This is a genomic window from Cumulibacter soli, assembly GCF_004382795.1.
GTDB classification, from domain to species: Bacteria; Actinomycetota; Actinomycetes; order Mycobacteriales; family Antricoccaceae; genus Cumulibacter; species Cumulibacter soli.
The window spans coordinates 44,239-67,867 of sequence record NZ_SMSG01000002.1 but is presented as its reverse complement, the minus strand read 5'-3'; the positions used below and the strand labels follow the sequence as shown (position 1 = coordinate 67,867).

The window sequence follows — 23,629 nt, the reverse complement described above, 5'->3', positions numbered from 1 at the left end:
ACGTGGAGGTGAGCGGATCAGGCGGCGAGCTGCTGGCAGACCTCCAGTAGCCGCCGGCGGATCGGCTGCGCGCGATTGGCGAACTCGCGCTGCATCCAGACGTACTGTGCGCGCCCCGCCGCGGTATCGACAGCGATGGGTGGTACGCCCAGATCAGCGAGATCGTACGGGCTGGCCTGCATGTCGACGTACCGAATGTCGCGCGCGAGTTCGAAGGCGTCGAGCACGAGGTCCGAACTCACCGCGGGGGAGAGTTTGTAGGCCCACTTGTACAAATCCATCCCGGCGTGCAGACAACCGGGCTGCTCGAATTCCGCCTGCGTCGTACGAGAAAGCGCGTGCTCGTTGCGCGGTGCGGCGGGTTCGGTAAAGAACCGGAAGGCATCGAAGTGGGTGCAGCGCAGCCCACGTTCCTCGACGACATTGGCGATGTCGGTGGGGTGCAGCCGAAGCGGCCACGAGTTGTGCCGAACGTCGTCGGCGCCGATGCGATACACCATCGCCCATTCGTGCATCCCGAAGCAGCCGAGCATCGGCGGGCGCTCGAGCGTCGCACGCAGGATCCGTGTCACGGCGTCGATCAGCGTTCCGCGCCGTTGCGCCATCGCCGAAGTATCGACCGTCAAGGATCCGTCGGACAGCGCCTGGTAGTACGGCGAGGCACCGTGCGGAGCATCCGGGTCAGCGATGGTGTGGCCGAGCCCAGGATGCCATCGGCGCAACTGATTAGGGCGGTACGTGTAATACGTGAACAGGAAGTCCTCGACGGGGTGTGCCGCACCGTCGGATCGCCGCTGTTCATGGCCCGCGAGCAGCGGTTCAACGCGAACTAGGTGCTCGCGTTCGCATTCGCGCCAGTCGTGCGTGACGGTCACGAACGACGGCCGCGAACAACGATCACTGGGCAGCCCGCTTCGCGCACCACGGTATTGGCCACCGATCCGAGCAATCGCCCGGTGATCCCACTGAGTCCTTGCGAGCCGACGACCAGCACATCGCACTGATGCGAGAGATCCAGCAGCGTCTTGGTCGCCGCACCATGTAGCGCATGGACATGTACGGCATCGGTAATGCCGTGGCGCTCGGCGGCCGCTTCGGCCCGGGGAAGAGTATGGGCGCGCACGGCCTCGCCGAACTCTTGGGTCGACGGGATGAGCCCGGGCGCGGTGTCGTGCGGACGCACTGCGTTCTTGACGTTCCACGCGCGCACCACATGTAGGGCACAACCGCGGCGGGCGGCTTCAGCCGCCGCGTAGTCCAGTGCCTCGCTCGCGCGAGGTGAGCCATCGTCGCCGACCAGCACGCCGCCGACGGGGTCGGTCTCATCGGTGGTAGTCATCGTCGTAACTCCTCGCCTGCACAGGGTCTCGCTCAATCCTATGCCGAGTGCAGTCGGTCGATGATCGGAGTGCGGGCGCGCTCACCGATAAGGCCGGGTACCGTTTCGGGGAGCAGCTCGATCTACTGGAGGACGCATGCGTATCGCTCGGTTCGTAACCCCACAGGGTCAGATGACGTTCGGGGTAATCGATGGAACCGGTGATAAATCCGGGTGGACGATCGAGGCGATCGACGGACACCCATTCGGCGAACTGGCGCGCACCGGACATCGTTGGTCGTTGGACGACGTACGAATGTTGTCGCCGATCCTGCCGAGCAAGGTGGTGTGCGTCGGGCGTAACTATGCTGCGCACGCCGCCGAAATGGGCAACGAGGTGCCGAAGCAGCCGATGCTATTTCTCAAGCCGTCGACATCGGTGATCGGTCCAGGCGATCAGATCCGGCTGCCCGCGGCGAGCCAACACGTTGAGCACGAGGCAGAGCTGGCCGTGGTGATCGGCGCCAGCGGCGCGCGGAAGGTCAGTCGGGAGAACGCGGACGCCGCGATCTTTGGGATAACCGCAGCCAACGATATTTCCGCGCGAGATCTACAGAAGTCCGACGGGCAGTGGGGGCGCGCCAAAGGGTTCGATTCGTTCTGCCCGATCGGTCCGTGGATCGACACCGATATGGCGTACGACGATGTGCGCATCGCGTGCGCGGTGGATTCTCAGGTGCGGCAAGACTCGACGACAGCGCGGATGATCTTCGACGTACCGACGCTCATCTCGTATGTGTCGCATGTGATGACGTTGCTGCCCGGAGACGTCATCATCACCGGTACGCCGGAAGGCGTCGGCCCGATCGTCGCCGGTAATACGGTCACGGTCACCGTTGGCGATCTTGAACTGACCAATCCGGTGGTCGACGACGAGTAGTCGCGCGCTCGATGTAGTGCGAAGCACAGGCACCCGGCTGGCGATCTCAAACGGGGCTCCGGTAATATTTATCGCTGGCGCTCGAGCGGTTGCAACACCAGCAGCGGGTGAGTGCTCTTGGGGTATGGTGTAATTGGCAGCACGACTGATTCTGGTTCAGTTAGTCTAGGTTCGAGTCCTGGTACCCCAGCTCCTGATGCGAAGTACGGGGCTGTTGATCGGCTCCGGTGTGAGTCTGGTAAAGTCTCTGTTCGCGTCAGAACGCAAAGCCCGCAGAATTATTTAGTTCTGCACCAGCACGCCCCCGTCGTCTAGTGGTCCAGGACGCCGCCCTCTCAAGGCGGTAACGCCGGTTCGAACCCGGTCGGGGGTACCACGCAAAGACCCACCCGTCAGGTGGGTCTTTTGTGTTTCGGTGCTCGCGGTGGCTAGAGCTTGCGCTCGAGCTCAGCCGCAGCGTTCAGTAGTGGCCGCGACAGTCGCGTGCCGGGGGATCGGCCGATGCGTTCTGCGGGGCCCGATATCGATATTGCGGCTACCACGGCACCGCGCAGATCACGGACCGGCGCCGAGATCGACGCGACCCCCGGTTCGCGTTCGGCGATGCTGGCCGACCAGCCGCGGCGGCGTACTCCGGCGACCGTGCGCGTGGTGAACGCCGAATCGGCGAGGATGTGCATGATGTCCTTCTCGTCGCTCCATGCGAGCAGGACATGGGCGGCGGAACCGGCCTTCATCGACAGGCGGGCGCCGATCGGGACGGTGTCACGCAGACCACTGGATCTTTCGGACGCCGCGACGCAGACCCGGACGTCATCTTCGCGAACGAATAGCTGAGCGCTTTCTCCGGTGAGGTCGCGCAACTTGCGTAGCACCGCCGATGCGGCATCGACGAGCGGATCGCGGGCGAAGGCGGCCAATTCAAGGACTGCCGGACCGACGACCCACCGGCTTTGATTGTCGCGCCGTAAAATGCGGTGTGTCTCTAGGGCGGAGGCGATTCGGTGTGCTGTCGCTCGGGGGAGCCCTAGTTGCTCCACGAGCTCGGCGAGCGAGCGTGGGGATTCGGCGCAGCAATCGATGATTGCCACTGCCTTGTCAAGTACTCCGATACCGGTCACAGCTTGTTCCATGGGGCGATACTACGGTCCCATCTGATGGGATGGCGTTACCGGGCCCGTCGATACGGGATTACAATTTCACGTACTGAGACATGCTCCCAAATAGTGAGAACAGATCCGAAGGAATGGTGACGCGAGATGGGCCAGACACTCGCCGAAAAGATCTGGGAACAGCACGTCGTGCACAAAGCCGACGGCGAACCCGACCTGTTGTACATCGATTTGCACCTGCTGCACGAGGTCACGAGCCCCCAGGCGTTCGACGGGCTGCGCGCGGCCGGCCGCCCGGTACGGCGTACCGACCTCACGCTGGCGACCGAGGACCATAACGTCCCCACGACCGACGTCGACAAGCCGATCGCCGACCCGGTATCTCGCCTGCAGGTGGAGACCCTGCGCAAGAATTGCGCCGAGTTCGGCGTACCCATCTTTCCCATGGGTAATGAAAACCAGGGCATCGTACACGTGATCGGTCCGCAATTGGGCCTGACCCAGCCAGGGATGACCGTGGTCTGCGGCGATAGCCACACCTCGACGCACGGCGCCTTCGGGGCGCTCGCGTTCGGTATCGGAACCTCCGAGGTCGAGCAGGTCATGGCCACGCAGACGTTGCCGTTGCGTCCGTTCAAGACGATGTCGGTCACGGTCGACGGCGAATTGGGCCCGGACGTCACGGCGAAGGACATCATCCTGGCCGTGATCGCGCAGATCGGCACCGGTGGCGGTCAAGGCCATGTCATCGAGTACCGCGGATCGGCCATTCAGGCGCTGTCCATGGAAGCGCGGATGACCGTGTGCAATATGTCGATTGAAGCCGGTGCGCGCGCCGGCATGATCGCGCCGGACGAGACCACGTTCGAGTTCCTCAAGGGGCGCGAGCGCGCACCGCAGGGCGCCGACTGGGATGCAGCGGTCGAATACTGGAAGTCGCTGCGCACCGATGACGACGCTACCTTCGACACCGAGGTCGTACTCGACACCGCATCGTTGACCCCATTCGTGACCTGGGGGACCAACCCCGGCCAGGGTCTTCCGTTGGGCAGCAATGTTCCGGATCCGGCGAAGATCGAGGACGCCGAACAGCGCGGCGCGGCCGAAAGTGCATTGGCCTACATGGGCCTTGAGCCGAACACTCCGCTGCGCGAGGTCAAGGTCGATACCGTCTTCGTCGGTTCGTGCACCAACGGTCGCATCGAGGATCTGCGCGCTGCCGCGGACATCATCAAGGGGCGCAAGGTCGCAGATAGCGTGCGGATGCTGGTCGTCCCCGGATCGATGAAAGTTAAGCAGCAGGCTGAAGCTGAAGGATTGGACGCAGTCTTCTCGGCGGCCGGTGCCGAATGGCGTTCGGCGGGATGCTCAATGTGCTTGGGAATGAACCCTGACCAACTGGCTCCGGGAGAGCGTTCGGCATCCACCTCGAATCGCAACTTCGAGGGTCGTCAGGGCAAGGGTGGGCGCACCCACCTGGTCTCGCCCCTCGTTGCTGCGGCGACCGCCGTGCGCGGAACCCTTTCCTCCCCGAGCGATCTGGACAAGTAGGTATCGACGATGCAGAAGTTTTCTACTCACACCGGAACAATGGCTCCGCTGCGGCGCAACAACGTCGACACGGACCAGATCATCCCCGCCGTGTACCTCAAGCGCGTGACTAAAACGGGCTTCGAGGATGGGCTGTTTTCGTCCTGGCGAGCGAACGAAAAGGACTTCGTGCTCAACCGCGCGGAGTACTCCGGCGCGTCGATCCTCGTTGCCGGACCCGACTTCGGCACCGGATCTTCGCGTGAGCACGCGGTCTGGGCACTGCGGGATGGCGGATTTCGTGTTGTGATTTCGCCCCGGTTCGCTGACATTTTTCGCGGGAACTCGCTCAAGGACGGGCTGCTGACCATCGTGTTGCCCGAGGCCGAGGTTGAGTGGCTGATGAGCGTCGCCGAGAAGAATCCGACGACCCAGGCGACCGTCAATCTCGAAGCCCGAACGATCACCGTTGAAGGCTCCGATCCGAGCAATGAAAGCGATTCCGTCGCCAAGGTGATCGACTTCGAGATCGATGACTACAGCCGGTGGCGGCTGATGGAAGGGCTCGATGACATCGGCCTGACCCTGCGCAATGCCGACAAAATCGACGAGTACGAGGCCAAGCGACCGCAGTTCAAGCCGGTCACCCAGTAACAACGCAACTGAAAACTGTGAGCGAATCGCGCTGACACGCATACGAATTAGGGGCTACGGTTATTGATCCGTAGCCCCTAATTCCCTACCGTTGTTGCATAAGCCGGTCAAGAGAGCGGCCGCGTTTGCGCCAGCTACAAGGCGGCAGCAGCGCACGAGTAAGTCCTTGGGAGGACAAAGTGAACAAGTCCGAGCTCATAGATGCGCTCGCCGCTCGACTCGACGGTGACAAAAAGCGCGCTAATGAAACGATCGATGCCTTCACCGACATCGTGTTCCGAGCCGTTGGCAAGGGCGAGAAGGTGTCTATCGCAGGGTTTGGCGTCTTCGAGCGTCGCCCACGTGCGGCGCGTATCGCGCGTAACCCCGCGACCGGCGAACCGGTCAAGCTGAAGAAGACGTCCGTGCCGGCGTTCCGCCCGGGTACGAAGTTCAAGGGCGTAGTCGGCGGCCAGATCAAGCTTGGTGCGGCACCACGTGCCGCGAAGGCCGCCGCCGCGAAGAAGACGGCTGCCGCTAAGGCAACCGCACCGGCGAAGAAGACGACGGCGGCGGCTAAGAAGACCACTGCGGCCAAGAAGACGACTGCCGCGAAGAAGACCACCGCCGCTAAGTCGACGGCGCGTAAGACGACGGCAGCGGCCGCTAAGAAGACCACTGCGGCCAAGAAGACGACTGCCGCTAAGAAGACCACTGCTGCGGCGAAGAAGACCACGGCACGCAAGGCACCCGCCAAGAAGACCACGGCACGCAAGTCGCCTGCGAAGAAGTAACACCTGAACCGACAAGGGGCGGGGAGCGATCATCCGATCGTTCCCCGCCCCTTCGCGTGCGATCGGCGCGAGGGACGCTACGGCGCCAGCGACGGCGGATAATAGTCCGCGGAGGTAATGACGCCGTCCGCCGCGCAGAACACCCACACGGAGCCTTTCTGGCGCTTACGCGGTGAGGTGGAGGTCGCTGGCAGATCGTCCAGCGCAGCGGCGATCAGATCTCCCTGACTCACCACCGCGGTCGCCGCGCCGCCCGACCCGCCGGCCAGGTCGCGCAATCGCTGCAGGGAATCGGCGGCGTCAGACTTCAGCGCCGCATCCGCGAACGCGGCGGATTTCTTGATTCGGAGTCCCGTGGCGTCGGCGATCGGCTGCGCGGTCTGTACACAGCGTGTCAGTGGCGCCGCGAATAGCCGTGCCGGGGCGAACGCCGCCAACGACCGCAATGTCGACGCCTGCGCCATTCCAGCGGCGTCCAGAGGGCGATCTGCGTCGTCACCGGACCATTCTGAGCGCTTACCGGCCGAGGCGTGCCGCACGAGTATCAAGGAAGGGTGGCCCTGGCCGCGCTTTTCAAACGTGCGCAGGATCGTCGCATCCTCTGGATAGCTGAGGATGCGGTAGGCCGAGCGCAGGCTATGCCACGCGAGATCGTCGATCTCGCCGTCATCGATCGGACCGCTGTGCGCGCTATCGCGCTCGCACTGCCGCATCGCCCAGTAACTGACGGTCTTCTTCTTGCCCTTGACTGGATATGTCACCGATCCCAGCCGCGCGCCGAGCACAAAACGGACACCGGTCTCCTCGGTGACTTCCCGGACAGCGGTGTCGAGGTCATTCTCGCCGTCCTCGGGCTTGCCCTTAGGCAGCGACCAATCGTTGCGGTGCGGGCGATGCACCAGCAGCACTTCTGGCCCCTTCTTGCCGTCGCGCCACACGACGCCGCCGGCGGCGGTGAGTCGCCCCTGCTTTGCCACAGCCGGACTACTCGGAACGTCCGATGCGGCGGATCTGCTCGGCCTGGAAGTCGACCATCGGCTGCTCGGAGCCGTCTTCGGAGTTCCGCCAGGTGCCGTCGGCCTGCAGGTCCCAGCCGATGATGTCGTCGTCCATCATGCGCTCGACCATTGCGATAATTTGCGAACGTGCCGCGGAATCGTCGACTCGTAGTAACACCTCCACGCGTCGATCGAGGTTGCGGTGCATGAGATCGGCCGACCCGATAAACACTTCGGGGCGAGCGTCATTATGGAAGTACGACACGCGCGAATGTTCCAGGAACCGACCGACGATCGACCGCACCCGGATGTTCTCCGACAGCCCGGGGACTCCGGGACGAACCGAACAATTTGTCCGGATCACCAAATCGACCTGCACGCCGGCCTGCGAAGCGCGATACAGCGCATCAATGGAATCTTCGTCGACGATGTGATTGCTCTTGATGATGATGCGCGCCTCGCGCCCCGCGCGCGCGTGGTCGGCTTCGCGTTCGATCCGGTCAATGAGCCCGTTGCGTACGCCGTGCGGCGCGACCAGGAGCTTGCGATAGAACTTCTGCCCGGAGTACCCGGTGAGCACGTTGAATAGATCCGTCAAGTCGGCGCCGATCTCAGGATCGGCGGTCAGTAGGCCCAGATCCTCGTACAACCGCGCTGTCTTGGGGTTGTAGTTTCCGGTGCCGATATGGCAGTAGCGCCGCAGAGTGCCGGCCTCCTCCCGCACGACCAGAGCAGTCTTGCAATGCGTTTTCAGCCCGACGATCCCGTACACGACGTGGCATCCGGCGCGCTCCAGTTTGCGGGCCCAGCTGATGTTCGCCGCCTCATCGAAGCGCGCCTTGATCTCGACCAGCACCACGACCTGTTTGCCTGCCTCGGCCGCGTTGATCAGAGCATGCACGATGGGAGAGTCACCGGAAGTGCGGTACAGGGTTTGCTTGATCGCCAGCACCTGAGGATCGTTCGCCGCCTGTTCGATGAACTTCTGCGTCGTCGTGGCAAACGAATCGTAGGGGTGATGCAGCAGCACATCCCCATCGCGCAGCACATCGAAGAAGGATTCCGACTTCGCGAGCCGCGCCGGGGATCCAGGCACGAACGCGTTGTCCTTGAGGTCTGGGCGATCCACGCTCACGATCGCCCAGAGCGAGGACAGGTCAAGTAGGCCCGGAACGACGATCACATCGACCGGATCCACGTCGATCTCGCGAGTGAGCAAGTCGAGGATCTTGTCGTCCATTTCGTCGGTGACTTCCAGCCGGACGGCCGGGCCGAACCGGCGCCGCGCCAGTTCACGTTCGAGTGCCTGCAACAGATCTTCGTCGCGGTCCTCCTCGACGTCCAAGTCGGCATTACGGGTCACCCGGAACGGGTGGCTGTCGATGATCTCCATACCGGGGAAAAGGTCGCTGAGGTTTGCCGAGATCAATGATTCCAACGGCAGGAATCGGGCTTTGCCGACGCGCACCAGCCGGTGCATGTTCGAGGGGATCTTGACCCGCGCGAACCGCTCGATCTTGCTGCCGGGTTCCCGAATAACGACAGCCAAGTTCAGCGAGCGCCCGGAAATGTAAGGGAAGGGGTGCGCCGGATCGACCGCGAGTGGCGTCAGAACGGGAAAGACGTTGCGCAAGAAATGCTCGTCCATCCGCTTCTTCTCGTCGTCCGAGAGCTGATCGTGCGCAACGATCTCAATGCCCTCGGCGCGAAGCGCCGGCTGGATGTCATCAGTGAAGCATCGAATGTGCCGGTGTACGAGCCCCTGAGCCTTCTCGGTGATCATTTCGAGCTGCTCAGCGGCGGTGCGGCCGTCCGCGGACCGAACCATGACGCCCATATCCTGACGCCGTTTGAGGCCGGCCACGCGCACCATGTAGAACTCGTCGAGGTTACTGGCGAAGATCGCGAGGAACTTCACGCGCTCCAGCAACGGAACGCGTGAATCCTCCGCGGCAGCGAGGACGCGGGCATTGAAATCTAGCCAGGAGATCTCCCGGTTGGTGAATCGTTCCGGTGAGGTAGCGATATCGGCGAGCGGCTCGGCAGTCATACCTCAAGTTTGGCCCATCGCGGCCCGGAACGCCGCCGCTGGCGTGCAAGTTCTGTAGTTATTTCCCTAGCACTCGCTGCGCTGGGCCTCGAGTATGGCGCTGGTGGCCGCGCCGCACCCCAGCCGGCGAACCGCTTGTAAGTCGTGCTGCCAGTCAACGTCCAGACGCAGGCCTGGAACGTCCGTCAGGTTCAGCTCGGCCGCCCCGGAGTTACGGTGCGCTTCTGCGGAGGCGATCCCGAATTGTGGTGCCAGGTCCGCGCCGCGTAGCGCGGTCAGCATCGAGGTGCCCGTGCCCTCGTGATCGGGCACAAACGCCCGCTGGTGGGCCGCTGCCGCACGCAGGGCGCGCTCGAGCTCTGCGGGCCGTAGCGCGGGGAGGTCGGCTGTGAGCGCGGCCGTGGGCGCTGCGTTGATCCCTGTCTGCTCAACGCCGTACCGCAGCGCCGCGTTGAGCCGGTCGAATCCGCGGACCTGTGGATCGTCCAACTCGCTGATGACCCGTGCGCCCAGCTCGCGCGCTCGGATCCGGACGTCGTCGTCATCGGTGACCACGATGAGCGACGCCACGGACGCGCACCCGAGGACGGCGTGAAACGTATCCAGGGCGAAGGCCAGCGCAAGTTGCGCTCGACGTGCGTCGGGCGAGAGTCTGGTCTTGGACGCCGACCGAGCCTTCACCGGTACGACGACATGCCAGCGGATCGCCTCGTGAGTTGTCATCGTCACCAGTGTCCCAACTAGCTATTGTTGCTACTCAGTGTGGTGGAGAATCCGGACTGAAGTGAAAGGACGGCGCGTTGCGCGACTCTGTGAAAAAACCCGTCAAACGAGGACGCCGCACCGCGGGCCCGTTGAACTGGTCGCTGCGGCTGATGATCCCGGTCGTGCGCAATCTGTCGAGGCTGACCTTCAAAGAGAAGTTCGAAGGACGAGACCAGATCCCGGTAGACGGTCCGGCGATCCTGGTGCTGAATCACATCTCGGTACTGGACCCGCTGGCCACCGCTTCGTTCGTATGGACCGCAGGGCGCGTGCCTAGTTTCATGATCAAAGACGGCGTGTTCAAGGTGCCGATCGTCGGGAAACTGATGACGAAGGCGCGCCAGATATCAGTCAGCCGTGGGTCGGCCGCGGCTCAAGCGTCGCTTGACTCGGCTATCGAAACCCTGCGCGCCGGCGGGGTGGTGGCGGTCTATCCAGAGGGCACCGTGACCCGCGATCCCGACTTCTGGCCGATGCGTGCGAAGACCGGTATAGCGCGCATCGCGCTCGCCGTACCGGATGTGCCGGTGATTCCGATCGCGCAGTGGGGCGCGCACCGTTCCTACGATTACCACACCAAGAAGCTCGATCTCTTACCGCGCAAGCAGTCCCACATTCGGGCGTTGGAGCCCATGGATATCAGCCAGTACCACGGGCGCACCGACAACGAGACGGCGCGGGCATTGACCGATGTGATGATGCGCCGGATCGCCGACGAGGTCGGGCTGATGCGTCAGCAGCAGCCGCCGGCCGAGTTGTATCGTCCGACAGGGCGCGCAAAGACCGCTGACGATGATGCGTCAGACGCGGTATGAGTACGCGTGCGGCGGTGATGGGCGCCGGATCCTGGGGCACGGCGTTCGCGAAGGTACTTGCCGATGCCGGCGCTTCGGTCCAGTTGTGGGCTCGCCGAGAGGATGTCGCGCGCCAGATCAACGAAACGCACCGTAATCGCGACTATTTCGGCGATATCGACCTGCCTGCGACGTTGCGCGCGACGAGTGATCCCGCCATCGCGTTGACGGGCGCCGACCTGGTGGTACTCGCCATACCGTCGCAGACATTGCGTGAGAATCTGCTTCAGTGGCGTCAGTATCTCGGCGCCGAGGCGACGTTGGTGAGTTTGATGAAGGGGATCGAACTCGGCACGATGATGCGGATGTCGCAGGTGATCGCCGAGGTCGCCGACGTTGCCGCGGAGCGAGTCGCAGTGGTGACCGGACCGAACTTGGCGCGTGAGATCGCGCTGGAGCAGCCGGCGGCCACCGTGATCGCATGTGCCGATCACGAACGCGCGGTCGAGGTGCAGCGCACCTGCCAAACCAGTTACATGCGGCCCTACACCAGCACCGACGTCATCGGGTGCGAGTTGGGCGGCGCGGTGAAGAACGTCATCGCACTGGCCTGCGGTATGGCCGAGGGGATGGGCTTCGGCGATAACACCAAGGCGACGCTGATGACGCGTGGTCTGGCGGAGATCTCCCGGCTGGGTGTGAAGATGGGCGCCGAGGCGGTTACCTTTGCCGGGCTCGCGGGGATCGGTGACCTCGCGGCAACCTGTATCTCACCGTTGTCACGTAATCGCTCGTTCGGTGAGTTGATGGGCTCCGGCGCGAGCCTCGACGAGGCGATCGCCGCCACCAGGCAGACGGCCGAGGGCGTCAAGTCTTGCCGTTCGATTCTCGATCTCGCGCGCGCCAACGATGTCGAGATGCCGATTACCGAGGCGATCGTGATGATTTGTCACGAAGGCCGAAACGCCGCCGACATCGTTCCCGCGCTGATGGGGCGCAGGCCTAAACGAGAGGCCAGCTGACTCAGGCTCCGGTCGACTTCAGTCGCTCGCCAATCGTGGTCGAGATCGGCGAAATCACGCCGCTGCCTGAGGTCTCGGTCGGTACGGCGACCGCGACGTATACCTCGCGATCGACGGCGACCCACAACACGTTGTTGCCGGGAAGCCCGTAAGCGGAGGTGTCGACGTCCTGGGTGATCAGCCATGTCACGCCGTTCACCGCAGTGAGGTTAGGCGCGGGATCATCGAGTCCGTCCGGCTTCGCCACGCCACACACCAGGGTGGTCGGCGGGTCACCCCAGGCCAACGATCCCGGATGGCCTTTGACCGCTCGCTTGTCATTGCCCTGCAGCGAATCCGGCAGCCCGATCACCAGGTTCGCGCACTGGTCTTCGGTGCCGTCCATCTCCTCGACACTCACGCTCGTCAGCGGTCCGGTGTCCGCCGATTCCTCATCGTCGGGCAGGTTGCTGCCGATGATCCATGCGGTCAGTCCGCCAGCAACTAGTGCTGCGGGTACGGCGATTGCGGTTGCTTTGCGAGCGGGCGACATGGGCACCGGGCCAGTCTATGTGGCATGCGGAAGTCGGGTCGGCGGTGACGGTGTGATCGTCGCGGCGGGCAGGATTGCTAACGTCAACGCGTGCAGAACGACAGTCAGACAGTAGGCGCGGCCGGAGAATTCGGCGTCATAGATCGGATCGTCACTACCGCCGGCGCCGATACCGGCGGTGAGGTGATCATCGGTCCGGGAGATGACGCGGCAGTGGTGGCGGCCCCCGACCAGCGCGTGGTCATCAGCACCGACGTGTACGTCGAGGGGCGGCACTTCCGGCAAGACTGGTCCAGTGCCGAGGACATCGGTCACCGCGTTGTCGCGTCCGCGGTCGCGGATATTGCTGCGATGGGTGCGCGCGCTACCTCGGTCGTGATTGGGGTGGCGTGCCCGGCGCAGACCGAACTGCGTTGGCTGGATTCGTTCAGTCTCGGCGTGCGTGACGAATGTGCGACCGCCGGTGCAGCCCTCGTCGGCGGCGATATGTCCAGCAGCGATGCGATCGTGATCAGCGTGACCGCTCTCGGGGACCTGGGTGGACATGCCGCGGTGGTGCGCTCGGGCGCGGTGCCCGGTGATGTGGTCGCGGTCGCCGGCACGCTGGGACATGCGGCGGCCGGATTAGCGATTCTGTCGCGGGGGTTCCGCTCAGGTAAGGCGTTCATCGAGGCGCATCGCCGTCCGCAGCCGCCGTACGCCGAGGGCCCGCGGGCGCTTGCGCATGGCGCACACGCGATGTGCGACGTCAGCGACGGGTTGTTGGCGGATCTGGGGCACATCGCTAAAGCAAGCGGTGTCTGGATCGATGTGGCCGGCGGTAGTTTTGAGATTCCGCCGCGGATGGCCGAGATTGCCGGCGCACTCGGCGCCGATCCGTTGCAGTGGATCACCGCCGGCGGCGAGGATCATGCATTGGCTGCAACGTACCCAGCTGATCGCGTTCCCGAAGGGTGGCACGTCGTCGGCGAGGTCCGTGAGGCTTCGACGGAGGGGCCGCGTGTCACCCTCGACGGCGCAGCGCCGGAGGTCACCGGCTGGACACACTTTGGTGATCGGTAGGACGCCGATGAGCAGAGATGACATCATCTAGATATGACGGTAATCACAGTTAGTACGGCGTTCGGTGTGCGTGGCTCTCACATCGGCTCCCTGCTCGCTCAACGCCTGAGTATCCCGTTCGTGGATCGTGCGGTACCCCGCACGGTCTCACGTGAGTTGGGCATCCCGATGGACGACGTGCTCGCCCAGGACAACCGCGCAGCGACCGGGTTGTGGCGGCTGATTAGCGCGATGGCGGTGGTGCCGGACATCAGCGGTACCGAAGTGCTCGCGCAGGGCAGTGCCGTCGATGAGCGCAAGTTCATCGAGACGACGGAGCGCGTCATGCGTAGCATCGCCGCCGAATCCGGGGGAGTGTTCGTCGGACGTGCCGGCGCCGTCGTGTTGCGCGACTTCCCCGAGGCGCTGCATGTGCGGCTGACCGGAGCTCGAGAGCGCCGCATCGAAGCGTTCGCGGCGTCGAAGAAGTTGTCCGTGCGTGAGGCGGCCGAGACGGTGGATGCCAACGACAAGGCACGATTGGCGTACGGCAAAACCTTCTATCGCACCAACCTCGCGGATGCCGCACTGTACGACCTCGTCATCGACCAGACCAGACTGACCGAGACCGCCACTGTGGAGATACTGCAGGCGGCGCTGAGCGGGCGTGTCGCCTGACTTTGGGCGAACAACGAGAAAAAGGGCAGCGACCAGAATGGCCGCTGCCCTTTCGGATGCGTCGTGTTAGCCCTTGACGACCTTGCCGCTCTTGATGCAGGTCGTGCAGGCATTCAGAGACTTGTGGGTGCCACCGGAAACGACCGCGTGCACGCGCTGGATGTTCGGGTTCCAACGACGGCTGGTACGGCGGTGAGAGTGTGACACGGACTTGCCGAAAGACGGCTTCTTGCCACAGACGTCGCAAACGCTAGCCACGGGAACTCCTGGAAAAATCGAGAAAATGTGCAGATGACAACCTGACTAGAGTAACGGCTGGCCGGTTATTCGTAAAGTCGGCCGGTCGTCGGCTGCGCCACATTTACCCCGTCGGACGTCGCGACGGATCGATCTTCGCAGATCCCTTGGCGATCCGTCGGTGGCTACTGCCGATCGCTTAATCTAGGTGGGCACCGCACGCCTCGCAGGAAGGATCCGCATGCCCACCTCGCCGGACGCTGATACGCAGGGGCCGCGGATCGACGCGCGCACCGTGCGTCTGTGGTGTGCGGCGGCCGTGCAGGCACTCGGCGCGCATCGCGACGAAATCGATCGGCTCAATGTGTTCCCGGTCCCGGACGGCGATACCGGGACGAATATGTTGCTGACACTGCGAGCGATGACCGACGCATTGAGGCGGGAGCGGCCCTCCGCACTCGCGTCGGCGGCCGCGGTAATGGCCCGCGGTGCCCTGCTGGGCGCGCGCGGGAATTCCGGCGTCATCCTGAGTCAGTTCGTGCGTGGAATGGCCGAAGTGCTCGGCTCGCTGGCCGACGGTGAGCCGCTCACCGACGCGCCGGCGCTCCTTGCCGCTGGGATCAGGCGTGGCGCGGAGCGTGCCCGGGATTCAGTCGGCGACCCGGCAGAGGGCACTATCCTCACAGTCGCCGATCGCGCCGCGGACGCCGCCGAGCAAGCTGCGGTACACGTCGCGCGCACCGTTGCCGGAGTCGCGGCCGTGACCACCGCGGCCGCCGCCGCCGCGGCCGAGGCGGTTCGTCATACGCCCGACCAGCTTGATGTGCTGCGGCGCGCGGGCGTCGTCGATGCCGGCGGCCGCGGCCTATCGATCATTCTCGATGCGCTCGCCGTGGTCACGTCCGGCACGCCGGCGGGCGGGCGACGCTGGGCGCACCGCGATCCGGATCTGGAGCCCGAACCACTCTCGCCGATCGCTTCGGCACAGTACGAGGTGGTGTACCTGCTCGAGTTGTCGCCCTCGGCCGCTGAGCACCTCACTGCGCAACTGCAACGGATCGGTGACAGCGTGGTCGTCGCGAGCGCCGATGGACCTGAGGTCGCCGCCGTGCACAAGGTGCATGTGCACACCGCCGACGTCGGAGCGGCGATCGAAGCTGGGTTGACGGCCGGGCGGCCGAGTGCGATCGAGGTGACCTACCTCGAAGCCTTCGTCGAGGACGAGGCAAACGTAACGGTCGGTGTCGTCGCGATCGCGCCGGGAAATGCGCTGCGCGATGTGTTCGCGGCCGAAGGCGCCCAGGTGGTCGACAGCGGAGGCAATCGTCGCCCGTCCACCGCCGAGGTGCTCGCCGCGATTGAGCGCACGCGTGCCAAGAAGGTCGTGATCCTGCCGAACGAGGGCGATTGCGCCGCCGTCGCCGACGCCGCGGCCGCGGAGGCCCGTTCGGCGGGAATTGAGGTCGCGGTCGTACCCACCAAATCCGTGGTCCAGGGCGTCGCGGCGCTCGCGGTACGTGACGAGGACCGCTACTTCGGCGATGACGCCATGGCGATGGCCGAGGCGGCGGCGGCTACCCGGTACGCCGAGGTCACAGTCGCTGCCCGCGACGCACTCACGATGGTCGGACCGTGTCGCGCCGGAGACGTGATCGGGCTCGTCGGGTCGGACGTCGTCACCATCGGTGAGTCCATCCTCGAAGTCACGATCGCGCTGCTGGACCTGATGCTCGCCACCGGAGGTGAAATGGTGACCCTGGTTGTTGGACCCCGCGCGCCGGACGGGCTAGCCGAGGATCTCGAGGCCGACCTGGCTCGTCGGCACCCGGAGATTGAGCTCGTCACGTTGCCCGGTGGGCATCCAGATCGCCCCGTCATTCTGGGAGTGGAGTAGTACGTGGTCACCGTCGACTCATCGCTGACAGATGTCATCGGTGCGCGCTCGGCTAAGGCGCTCGCGGCGAAACTGGAGTTTTCGTCGGTCATCGACCTGCTGACGCATTACCCGCGCAAGTACCTGCAGTTGGGCGAAGTGAGCTCGGAATCCGATCTCACCCTGGGTCAAGCGGTCACGTTCCACGCGACTGTTCTGGAGTCCACCTGGATACCGGCGCGTCCCGGATCCAGGCAGCGTGGACGTGGGCCTAAAGGGCGCAGCGTCGTGAAACTCGGACTCGGCAGCGGGTCGATCGAGGCGGTGTTCTGGAATCAGCCGTGGGTTGCCAAACGCCTTCTGTCGGGCGAACAGGGACTGTTCACCGGCGTGGTCGGCCACTTCAACAATGCCTGGCAACTCAACAACCCGAGCTGTGAGTTGCTCGTCGACGGCGCCGGTATGCCCGAACCGGCGAGCGGCCAGAACGGACTCACCTTCACCGATATCACTGCCTTCTCCGAACGGATGATGCCGATCTATCCGGCGAAGGAGGGGCTCGATAGCGGGAAGATCCGCCGGTGCGTGGAAACAACGCTGGACGTGCTGCCGCCGATCGACGATCCGCTGCCGAGCGCGGATCGGGAACGGCTTGGGCTGATAGATCTCGACACCGCATTCAGATATAAGCATCGACCGAAGGACATGTCTCAGGTCCGCGCCGCCGATGCGCGGTTGAAGCTGCAAGAGGCGCTGACGATCCAACTTGCGCTGAGCGTGCAGCGCAAGCAGACCTCATTGGCGCCGGCGATACCGCGTCCGCTCCCGGACGGGGGGTTGCTGAGTGCCTTCGATGCGGCGCTGCCCTTCGAGCTGACCGCTGGGCAGCGCAACGCTGGCGAGGTGTTGGCCGCCGAGCTTGCCCGCGAGCATCCGATGCACCGGCTGTTGCAGGGTGACGTCGGATCGGGCAAGACGCTGGTGGCGCTGCGTGCGATGCTTCAGGTCGCCGCTAGCGGCGGGCAGAGCGCGATGCTTGCCCCGACCGAGGTTTTGGCCCACCAACATGCCCGTTCGATCCAGCAGTTACTAGCCCCGTTCGGTGAGCCGGGCACGCTGGGCGCGCACGAGGATGCGATCAAGGTTGTCGTCCTCTCTGCGGGAATGCCTGCCGCGCGGCGCAAACAAGCACTGTTGGATGCGGCGTCGGGCGCGGCGCACATCGTGATCGGGACGCACGCGTTACTTGAGGAGAAGGTCACCTTCGCCGATCTCGGTTTCGTGGTCGTCGACGAGCAGCACCGATTCGGCGTCGAGCAGCGCGACGTACTGCGTCGCAAAGGCGGCGGTGGCGCCGTCCCGCATACGTTGGTGATGACTGCGACTCCGATTCCACGGACGATCGCGATGACTGCCTTCGGCGACTTGGACGTGCTGGTGATGTCTGACTTGCCGGCGGGACGTTCGCCGATCGCCACGACGGCGATTTCGTCACAAGAGAAACCGAGTTGGGTGGACCGAGCGTGGGAACGAATCCGCGAGGAGGTTGCGCAGGGGCGTCAGGCGTACGTCGTGTGCCCGCGGATCGGACTCGACGAGGACGAGCCCGACGAACTCGACGACGACGGCGACGGGTCGCAGTCCTCGGGTGGCTCGGCGAAAGAGTCCAAGCGCGTCTCGGCCGCGGTTGCGCAGGTCGAACAGTGGTTGCGTGAAGGCCCGCTGCAGGGTTTGCGCGTGGGCATGCTGCATGGACGCCTCGGTGGTGATGAGAAGGACGAGATCATGCGGCGCTTCGGTGATCGGCAGATCGATGTGCTCGTCTCGACGACCGTGATCGAGGTAGGTGTCGATGTACCGAACGCGACCGTGATGGTGGTCTTGGACGCCGATCTGTTCGGCCTGGCCACGCTGCACCAGTTACGTGGTCGCGTGGGACGCGGCAAACTTGCCGGACTGTGCCTGCTGGTGACTCCGGTGCATCCGGCGAGTCGCGGGTTTGAACGTCTGCGGATTTTGGAGGCGTCCACCGACGGATTCGTGATCGCCGAACGCGACCTCGAGTTGCGCCGTGAAGGCAATATCCTCGGCGCCGAACAATCCGGAAAGCAAACCAACGTCAAGCTGCTGTCGCTGATTCAGGACGCCGAGATCATCACTCAGGCGCGGGAGATCTGCGACGCGGTTGTGGCCGAAGACCCGTCATTGGCCGAGCACCCGATGCTGCGCAGCATGCTGGCCTCATTGGATTCGCAGCGCACCACCGATTACCTGCTGAAGGGGTGAGTCGATGAGCCGCATCATCGCCGGCGAGTTCGGTGGCCGTCGGTTAGCCACACCTAGCGGACGCGGGACGCGGCCGACCTCCGATCGGACCCGCGAAGCACTGTTCTCCTCGCTGGCTGCGCGCGTCGACCTCGCCGACGGGCCGTTTCTCGACCTGTACGCCGGCAGCGGCGCGGTCGGCCTAGAAGCCCTCAGTCGCGGTGCACCGCGCGCCGTCCTGGTCGAATCCGCCAAAGAGGCGTCACGGGTGATAGCCGCGAACGTGCGAGAGTTGCGGCTCGAGGATCGGGCCCAGGTGATCACCAGCAGCGTGTCGGTGGCGCTCGCCGGGCTGCACGGGCTCAGCGCGAATGTCGTGTTCCTGGATCCGCCGTACGCCGACGACGCTGACGAGATCGCCGAGCACATTCGGCGAATCCTCAACGATGCGGTCATTGATCGGGACGGGCTGCTGGTGCTGGAGCGTGATCGGCGCAGTGATTGGGACTGGCCGGACGGCATCGAAGCGTTGAACCAGCGGCGGTACGGCGAAACAGTGCTTTGGTACGGTCGGCCACTATGAGCGCGCAGCCCGAATCTTCAGCACCGCAGAGCATCTCTCGACCGATCCGTAGGGCGGTGTGTCCCGGCTCCTTCGATCCGTTGCACAACGGACATCTGGACATCATCGCGCGAGCGGCGCAGATCTTCGATGAGGTCATCGCGTTGTCGCTGGTGAACCCGAGTAAGAAGACGCTTTTCACTCTCGAGGAGCGCCAGCAACTCGTGCTGGAGACGGCCGCCGAAGCCGGTCTGGACAACGTGCGGGTCGATTCGATGAGCGGCCTGCTGGTGGATTACTGCACCCAGAACAACGTCTCGGCGATCGTGAAGGGCCTGCGGGTCGCGACCGATTTCGACTACGAAATCCAGATGTCGCAGATGAATCACAAAATCGCTGGGGTCGAAACGCTCTTTTTGACAACGAACCCGGAGCACTCTTACATATCCTCGAGCCTGGTGAAGGAAGTCGCCACCAACGGCGGCGACGTGCGCAGTTTTCTGTCCCGAGCGGCGTACGACGCGCTGATGAAGAGGCTGGCTGAGAACGCCGACGCCTAAGTGAGTCCACACGGATAGGGAAGTGCACGCGGATGCGGGTTTTTGAGATTCTCGATGAAATTATCGACGCGGTCGAAAACGCCAAGGGCGTGCCGATGTCGTCGTCCGCGATCATTAACCGACCGGTGCTGCTCGATCTGCTCGACGACCTGCGTGACGCGTTTCCGGGCGGACTCGAGGACGCCCGCGAGATCCTGGAGCAGCGCGACGACATCATCACGTCCGCTCGTGACGAGGCCGCTCGAGTCGAAGAGTCGTGTAACAACGAGGCCAACCGGCTGGTCGTGGAGGCGCGCGAGAGCGCTGAGCGTACGACCGCCGAGGCCGACGACTACCGGCAGCGCGTGACCAGCGAGACCGACGAGTACCAGCAGCGCACCATCGACAAGGCGAACAGCGACGCCGACCGGATCGTCGCCGGCGCCCAGGCGGAGGCCACCGCGATCGGGGAGACCGCTCGCGCCAAGGCCGACGGCACAGTCCAGGCGGCGCACGATGAGCACGCCCGCCTGGTCTCGGATCACGAAGTGCACCGCGCCGCGGTGAACGCCGCCGAGGACGTGCGCAGTCAGGCGGAGCGGGAGGCTGCGAAATTGCGCTCCGATGCCGACGAGTACGTCGAGGACCAGCTCGCGAACCTGTCGCTGACGCTGCAGAAGCTCAGCGCGACGGTCGAACGCGGTCGCGATGCCGCGCACGGCCGACGCTCGGGTGGGCGCGCGGATTACTACCCCGACGATCGAGTGTGATCTTCGTCGGCAACCGCGGCAGTCGACCGCGTGAGGCTCGCCAGGCCTAGCGCTGCTGAGGTAACCTTGTCCGCTGGTTCGGAAATCCGGGCCACTCGTCGAGGCGGACTCGTGCGAGACACCTTCGTATCGCACCAGGTGAGATGACTACAGACCGCGCTCACGCGCGTAAGCACCCCGCGTCGGGCCCATATGTGCTCGACACGCGGGAACTTGGTCGTCGCCCGGGAGCGATGCTGCAGGTGAATCGTACGGCGCCGGCACTGGACGAGCTCGGTGTCGACTTGATGAAGGTTGACCTCGAGGATGAGGTCGACCTCGATCTACGGCTCGAGTCGGTCGCCGAGGGCGTGCTGGTCTCCGGCACGGTCAGCGCCACGGCACACGGTGAGTGTGGACGTTGCCTGGACCCGGTGGAGCAGGTGCTGTCCGAGCGAATCGTGGAGTTGTTCGCGTATCCGGGCAGCGCTACCGAGGAGACGACCGACGAGGACGAGGTCGCGCGGTTGATCGATGACCGTATCGACCTCGAGCCGGTGGTGCGTAATGCGATCGTCCTGGCGGTCCCGCTGACCCCGCTGTGCCGCCCCGATTGCCTGGGGCTGTGTGCGGACTGCGGTGAGCGCCTGGAGGACCTGCCAGACGATCATCACCACGAAATGATTGACCCGCGATGGGCGGCGCTGCAGGAGAAGTTCGGCAGCACCGAACAGTAGTGGGCGGCGCCGCGGCGCCAACCTGAGCTTGTCAAATAGAAGTACCCGATAGTAGGAGAAGAACTGTGGCCGTTCCCAAGCGTAAGAAGTCCCGCGCGAACACCCACTCGCGGCGTTCGCAGTGGAAGACCACGCCGACCGCGCTGACCACGTGCGCGAACAAGGCCTGCGGGGCCCCCGTTCGTCCGCACACCGCGTGCGGCAACTGTGGACACTACGCGGGCCGCCAGGTCCTCGAGGTCTGATGTCGCGGGGATAACCCGTGACTAAGGATCTGCCAACGGTGAGCGATCTGCCTGAAGAGGCAGTCGCTCATCTTTGTGCTTCCCTGGGAATTGACGAGCCGCCGGCGTCGCTGGCGCTCGCGCTGACACACCGCTCGTACGCCTACGAGCACGGCGGCCTGCCGCAGAACGAGCGGCTGGAATTCCTCGGCGATGCGGTGCTTGGTCTGCACGTCACCGAGCACCTGTATCGCGCATACCCCGACCTGCCTGAGGGCCGGTTGGCGAAGCTACGTTCCGCGGTGGTCAACATGCGAGCGTTGGCCGAGATTGCCCGCGGGCTGGGTGACGGCGGACTGGGTGAACTAGTTCTGCTGGGCCGCGGTGAAGTGGTAACCGGCGGCGCCGATAAGGACTCGATACTCGCCGATGCGTTCGAAGCCGTGCTCGGTGCGATCCACATCGATCTCGGGCCGCAGGTCGCCGCGTCGGTCGTACTGCGCGTGCTGATCCCAGAGATCGAGGCTGCGGTCGAAACCGGCGCGGGCCTGGATTGGAAAACGCACCTGCAGGAACAATGCGCCGCGCTCGGGTTGGCGAGTCCGGTGTACCGGGTCGAGCAGACCGGTCCCGATCACAGCCGGTTTTTCACAGCTCACGTGCTTGTTGGCGAAACGACGTACGGCATGGGGACCGGACGCAGCAAGAAAGAAGCTGAGCAGGAAGCTGCTCGCGACACTTCGTTGATGCTCACCGAAACGCACAGCGCGGCTGACTCGCCGGAGCGGGCAGCGCCCGCGGCCGAGTAGATGCCCGAGTTACCCGAGGTCGAAGTGGTGCGCGCGGGCATCCACGATCACTTTGTCGGCCGCCGTATCTCGCACGCCACCGTGCGTCATCCACGAGCCGTACGCCGCCACGTCGGCGCGCCGATCGAGGCACTTCTGCAAGGCGTCACCATCACCGGCACCGCGCGCCGCGGTAAGTATCTATGGCTGCAGTTGGACTGTGACGACGCGCTGCTGGTGCACCTGGGAATGAGCGGTCAGGTCCTCGTCCTGGCGGAAGGGCACCTGCCGGCTGTGCACGAACGGGTGCGACTGGAGTTCGACGATGGTGGTGGGGCGCTGAGCTTCGTCGATCAACGTACTTTCGGACACCTACTGGTCGATGAAGGCGGGGCGCAGTTGCCTGCGCCTATCGCACATATCGCTCGTGATCCGTTTGATCCCGAGTTCGCGATCGAGGACGTCGTGACGCGCATCCGACGACGGCACACCGGCATCAAGCGGGCGCTGCTGGATCAGAGTGTGGTCTCCGGAATCGGCAATATCTACGCCGATGAGGCGTTATGGGCGGCGCGGCTGCACGGTGAACGGCTGACCGACCGGCTGTCGCGGGCGCAGATCCGCGGCGTACTGCAGGCCGCCGAGCAGGTGATGCGCGAAGCGCTCGCGCAGGGCGGTACGTCGTTCGACGCTTTGTACGTGAACGTGAATGGCGCTTCGGGGTACTTCGATCGCTCGTTGAATGCCTACGGACAACGGGATCGCCCGTGTTCTCGGTGCGGTACGCCGATCGTGCGCCAGCAGTTCATGAACCGCTCGAGCTACTCGTGCCCCCGCTGCCAGCGCAGATCACGGGCCACGAACTAGACGCCTGCTCACTCGGATCGGCTAATGGGCAGACCAGATTCTCCTCAAACCGCACGTGTTCTTCGAGGATGACTGGTCTTCTGTGGAAGTCGACGCGGATCGGGCGCTCGTTTGGAAGTTTATGGTGGGGGCGTGAATATCGACGATGCCTGGGACACCATCGAGCGCACACTCAGGGAGCTCAGTCCTGACGTCGCGGCAACTCTCCGCGGCCCCGCTGCGGAGGCCGATCTCGACCGGCTCGCCCTGACCGTCGGCCGGGACCTGCCAGCGGATCTCCTCCAGAGCCTTCGCCGCCACGATGGTCAAGACAACCCGACCAGGCTGCTGGCCCTGTACGACCACCACACGCTACTGAGCGCCAGGGCGATGGTCGAGCAGTCCGACATGCTCGCCGACGTCGGACAAGGTTAGGCCCTTAGCGAACTGCCGGGGCTGGCTGCAGTTCTCAGACGCCGAAGGCCAGGGATACGCGCTCGATCTCGACCCGCTCCCAGCGGGTGAGATCGGTCAGGTGATCTACTTGCCTAGTGACGGATTCACCCCGGCACCCGAGTTCGGCTCCTACCGCGCCTGGTTGT

The 23,629-nt window shown here is 64.5% G+C and carries 26 protein-coding genes and 2 tRNA genes; 20 read left to right on the top strand and 8 right to left on the bottom strand.

The features are described from left to right. Window positions 1-17: 17 nt before the first annotated feature. Together E1H16_RS04110 and E1H16_RS04105 are read right to left on the bottom strand one after the other, a co-directional pair. Window positions 18-875: a 3-methyladenine DNA glycosylase gene (locus E1H16_RS04110; protein ID WP_134322445.1), complete on the bottom strand. Its 858-nt coding sequence runs from the start codon at window positions 873-875 to the stop codon at window positions 18-20. Next, entirely contained in the window at window positions 872-1,339 is a 468-nt protein-coding gene (locus tag E1H16_RS04105; RefSeq protein WP_134322444.1) for a universal stress protein, read from the bottom strand. The genes E1H16_RS04110 and E1H16_RS04105 overlap by 4 nt, the downstream gene beginning before the upstream one ends. Before the next feature lie 136 nt (window positions 1,340-1,475). Here E1H16_RS04105 and E1H16_RS04100 point away from each other — a divergent pair, with 136 nt between their 5' ends. The 3 genes from E1H16_RS04100 (at window position 1,476) to E1H16_RS04090 (ending at window position 2,634) form a co-directional block, all read left to right on the top strand. Further along, window positions 1,476-2,258 carry a fumarylacetoacetate hydrolase family protein gene (locus tag E1H16_RS04100; RefSeq protein WP_134322443.1) on the top strand — a complete coding sequence of 261 codons (783 nt, stop codon included), beginning with the start codon at window positions 1,476-1,478 and terminating at the stop codon, window positions 2,256-2,258. Window positions 2,259-2,376: 118 nt separating this feature from the next. Continuing rightward, window positions 2,377-2,448, top strand: a tRNA-Gln gene (locus tag E1H16_RS04095). A gap of 110 nt (window positions 2,449-2,558) precedes the next feature. Next, window positions 2,559-2,634 (top strand) — tRNA-Glu (locus tag E1H16_RS04090). A gap of 52 nt (window positions 2,635-2,686) precedes the next feature. Here E1H16_RS04090 and E1H16_RS04085 read toward each other — a convergent pair. Beyond that, window positions 2,687-3,391, bottom strand: coding sequence for an IclR family transcriptional regulator (locus E1H16_RS04085; RefSeq protein WP_134322442.1), 705 nt, complete (start codon window positions 3,389-3,391; stop codon window positions 2,687-2,689). A gap of 126 nt (window positions 3,392-3,517) precedes the next feature. Between E1H16_RS04085 and leuC the strand changes: the two genes are divergently transcribed. The 3 genes from leuC to E1H16_RS04070 all read left to right on the top strand — a co-directional run bounded on the left by leuC (window position 3,518) and on the right by E1H16_RS04070 (window position 6,327). Next, on the top strand, window positions 3,518-4,921 hold the full coding sequence (gene leuC, locus E1H16_RS04080) for a 3-isopropylmalate dehydratase large subunit (RefSeq protein ID WP_134322441.1): 1,404 nt from the start codon (window positions 3,518-3,520) through the stop codon (window positions 4,919-4,921). Window positions 4,922-4,930: 9 nt separating this feature from the next. Further along, window positions 4,931-5,554 (top strand): 3-isopropylmalate dehydratase small subunit, encoded by a 624-nt coding sequence (gene leuD / locus E1H16_RS04075; RefSeq protein WP_134322440.1) that lies wholly within the window; start codon window positions 4,931-4,933, stop codon window positions 5,552-5,554. 179 nt (window positions 5,555-5,733) lie between these two features. Beyond that, window positions 5,734-6,327: an HU family DNA-binding protein gene (locus tag E1H16_RS04070; RefSeq protein WP_134322439.1), complete on the top strand. Its 594-nt coding sequence runs from the start codon at window positions 5,734-5,736 to the stop codon at window positions 6,325-6,327. Between the two features lie 77 nt (window positions 6,328-6,404). Here the strand turns inward: E1H16_RS04070 and E1H16_RS04065 are convergent, their stop codons facing one another. The 3 genes from E1H16_RS04065 to cofC all read right to left on the bottom strand — a co-directional run bounded on the left by E1H16_RS04065 (window position 6,405) and on the right by cofC (window position 10,098). Beyond that, complete coding sequence (locus E1H16_RS04065; RefSeq protein ID WP_134322438.1) at window positions 6,405-7,304, bottom strand: NUDIX hydrolase; 900 nt, start codon at window positions 7,302-7,304, stop codon at window positions 6,405-6,407. 7 nt (window positions 7,305-7,311) lie between these two features. Then, entirely contained in the window at window positions 7,312-9,375 is a 2,064-nt protein-coding gene (locus E1H16_RS04060) for an RNA degradosome polyphosphate kinase (protein ID WP_134322437.1), read from the bottom strand. Window positions 9,376-9,441: 66 nt separating this feature from the next. Continuing rightward, window positions 9,442-10,098 carry a 2-phospho-L-lactate guanylyltransferase gene (gene cofC, locus E1H16_RS04055; RefSeq protein ID WP_208378849.1) on the bottom strand — a complete coding sequence of 219 codons (657 nt, stop codon included), beginning with the start codon at window positions 10,096-10,098 and terminating at the stop codon, window positions 9,442-9,444. Between the two features lie 77 nt (window positions 10,099-10,175). Here cofC and E1H16_RS04050 point away from each other — a divergent pair, with 77 nt between their 5' ends. Beyond that, entirely contained in the window at window positions 10,176-10,955 is a 780-nt protein-coding gene (locus tag E1H16_RS04050) for a lysophospholipid acyltransferase family protein (protein ID WP_134322436.1), read from the top strand. After that, window positions 10,952-11,956 carry an NAD(P)H-dependent glycerol-3-phosphate dehydrogenase gene (locus tag E1H16_RS04045; protein WP_134322435.1) on the top strand — a complete coding sequence of 335 codons (1,005 nt, stop codon included), beginning with the start codon at window positions 10,952-10,954 and terminating at the stop codon, window positions 11,954-11,956. Before E1H16_RS04050 ends, E1H16_RS04045 begins: the two co-directional genes overlap by 4 nt. 1 nt (window position 11,957) lies before the next feature. On the opposite strand, the gene E1H16_RS04040 is transcribed toward E1H16_RS04045, so the two are convergent. Next, window positions 11,958-12,488 (bottom strand): DUF3515 domain-containing protein, encoded by a 531-nt coding sequence (locus tag E1H16_RS04040; protein WP_243837721.1) that lies wholly within the window; start codon window positions 12,486-12,488, stop codon window positions 11,958-11,960. Window positions 12,489-12,578: 90 nt separating this feature from the next. Here E1H16_RS04040 and E1H16_RS04035 point away from each other — a divergent pair, with 90 nt between their 5' ends. Further along, window positions 12,579-13,550: a thiamine-phosphate kinase gene (locus E1H16_RS04035; protein ID WP_134322433.1), complete on the top strand. Its 972-nt coding sequence runs from the start codon at window positions 12,579-12,581 to the stop codon at window positions 13,548-13,550. A gap of 33 nt (window positions 13,551-13,583) precedes the next feature. After that, on the top strand, window positions 13,584-14,207 hold the full coding sequence (locus E1H16_RS04030; protein ID WP_134322432.1) for a cytidylate kinase-like family protein: 624 nt from the start codon (window positions 13,584-13,586) through the stop codon (window positions 14,205-14,207). A gap of 66 nt (window positions 14,208-14,273) precedes the next feature. On the opposite strand, the gene rpmB is transcribed toward E1H16_RS04030, so the two are convergent. Beyond that, complete coding sequence (rpmB, locus tag E1H16_RS04025) at window positions 14,274-14,465, bottom strand: 50S ribosomal protein L28 (RefSeq protein ID WP_134322431.1); 192 nt, start codon at window positions 14,463-14,465, stop codon at window positions 14,274-14,276. A 220-nt stretch (window positions 14,466-14,685) separates the two neighbouring features. On the opposite strand from rpmB, the gene E1H16_RS04020 reads away from it, so the two are divergent. The 10 genes from E1H16_RS04020 to E1H16_RS18560 all read left to right on the top strand — a co-directional run bounded on the left by E1H16_RS04020 (window position 14,686) and on the right by E1H16_RS18560 (window position 23,462). Continuing rightward, entirely contained in the window at window positions 14,686-16,338 is a 1,653-nt protein-coding gene (locus E1H16_RS04020) for a DAK2 domain-containing protein (protein WP_134322430.1), read from the top strand. A 3-nt stretch (window positions 16,339-16,341) separates the two neighbouring features. Further along, window positions 16,342-18,603 carry an ATP-dependent DNA helicase RecG gene (locus E1H16_RS04015; protein ID WP_134322429.1) on the top strand — a complete coding sequence of 754 codons (2,262 nt, stop codon included), beginning with the start codon at window positions 16,342-16,344 and terminating at the stop codon, window positions 18,601-18,603. A gap of 4 nt (window positions 18,604-18,607) precedes the next feature. After that, window positions 18,608-19,165: a 16S rRNA (guanine(966)-N(2))-methyltransferase RsmD gene (gene rsmD / locus E1H16_RS04010; RefSeq protein WP_134322428.1), complete on the top strand. Its 558-nt coding sequence runs from the start codon at window positions 18,608-18,610 to the stop codon at window positions 19,163-19,165. Further along, window positions 19,162-19,704 carry a pantetheine-phosphate adenylyltransferase gene (gene coaD / locus E1H16_RS04005; RefSeq protein ID WP_208378848.1) on the top strand — a complete coding sequence of 181 codons (543 nt, stop codon included), beginning with the start codon at window positions 19,162-19,164 and terminating at the stop codon, window positions 19,702-19,704. Before rsmD ends, coaD begins: the two co-directional genes overlap by 4 nt. A gap of 32 nt (window positions 19,705-19,736) precedes the next feature. After that, window positions 19,737-20,453, top strand: a complete 717-nt coding sequence (locus E1H16_RS04000) for a DivIVA domain-containing protein (protein WP_134322427.1) — start codon at window positions 19,737-19,739, stop codon at window positions 20,451-20,453. Between the two features lie 143 nt (window positions 20,454-20,596). Continuing rightward, a complete protein-coding gene (locus tag E1H16_RS03995; RefSeq protein WP_134322426.1) occupies window positions 20,597-21,169 on the top strand; it encodes a YceD family protein in 573 nt (190 codons plus the stop codon). 65 nt (window positions 21,170-21,234) lie between these two features. After that, the gene (gene rpmF, locus E1H16_RS03990) at window positions 21,235-21,414 is read left to right on the top strand and encodes a 50S ribosomal protein L32 (RefSeq protein WP_134322425.1); all 180 of its coding nucleotides are present in this window, start codon (window positions 21,235-21,237) and stop codon (window positions 21,412-21,414) included. Between the two features lie 38 nt (window positions 21,415-21,452). Further along, the gene (rnc, locus tag E1H16_RS03985) at window positions 21,453-22,202 is read left to right on the top strand and encodes a ribonuclease III (protein ID WP_134322424.1); all 750 of its coding nucleotides are present in this window, start codon (window positions 21,453-21,455) and stop codon (window positions 22,200-22,202) included. After that, the gene (gene mutM, locus E1H16_RS03980) at window positions 22,203-23,048 is read left to right on the top strand and encodes a bifunctional DNA-formamidopyrimidine glycosylase/DNA-(apurinic or apyrimidinic site) lyase (RefSeq protein WP_134322423.1); all 846 of its coding nucleotides are present in this window, start codon (window positions 22,203-22,205) and stop codon (window positions 23,046-23,048) included. It abuts the gene before it with no gap. Window positions 23,049-23,180: 132 nt separating this feature from the next. Further along, the gene (locus E1H16_RS18560) at window positions 23,181-23,462 is read left to right on the top strand and encodes an SMI1/KNR4 family protein (protein ID WP_208378846.1); all 282 of its coding nucleotides are present in this window, start codon (window positions 23,181-23,183) and stop codon (window positions 23,460-23,462) included. The last annotated feature ends 167 nt before the right edge of the window (window positions 23,463-23,629 follow it).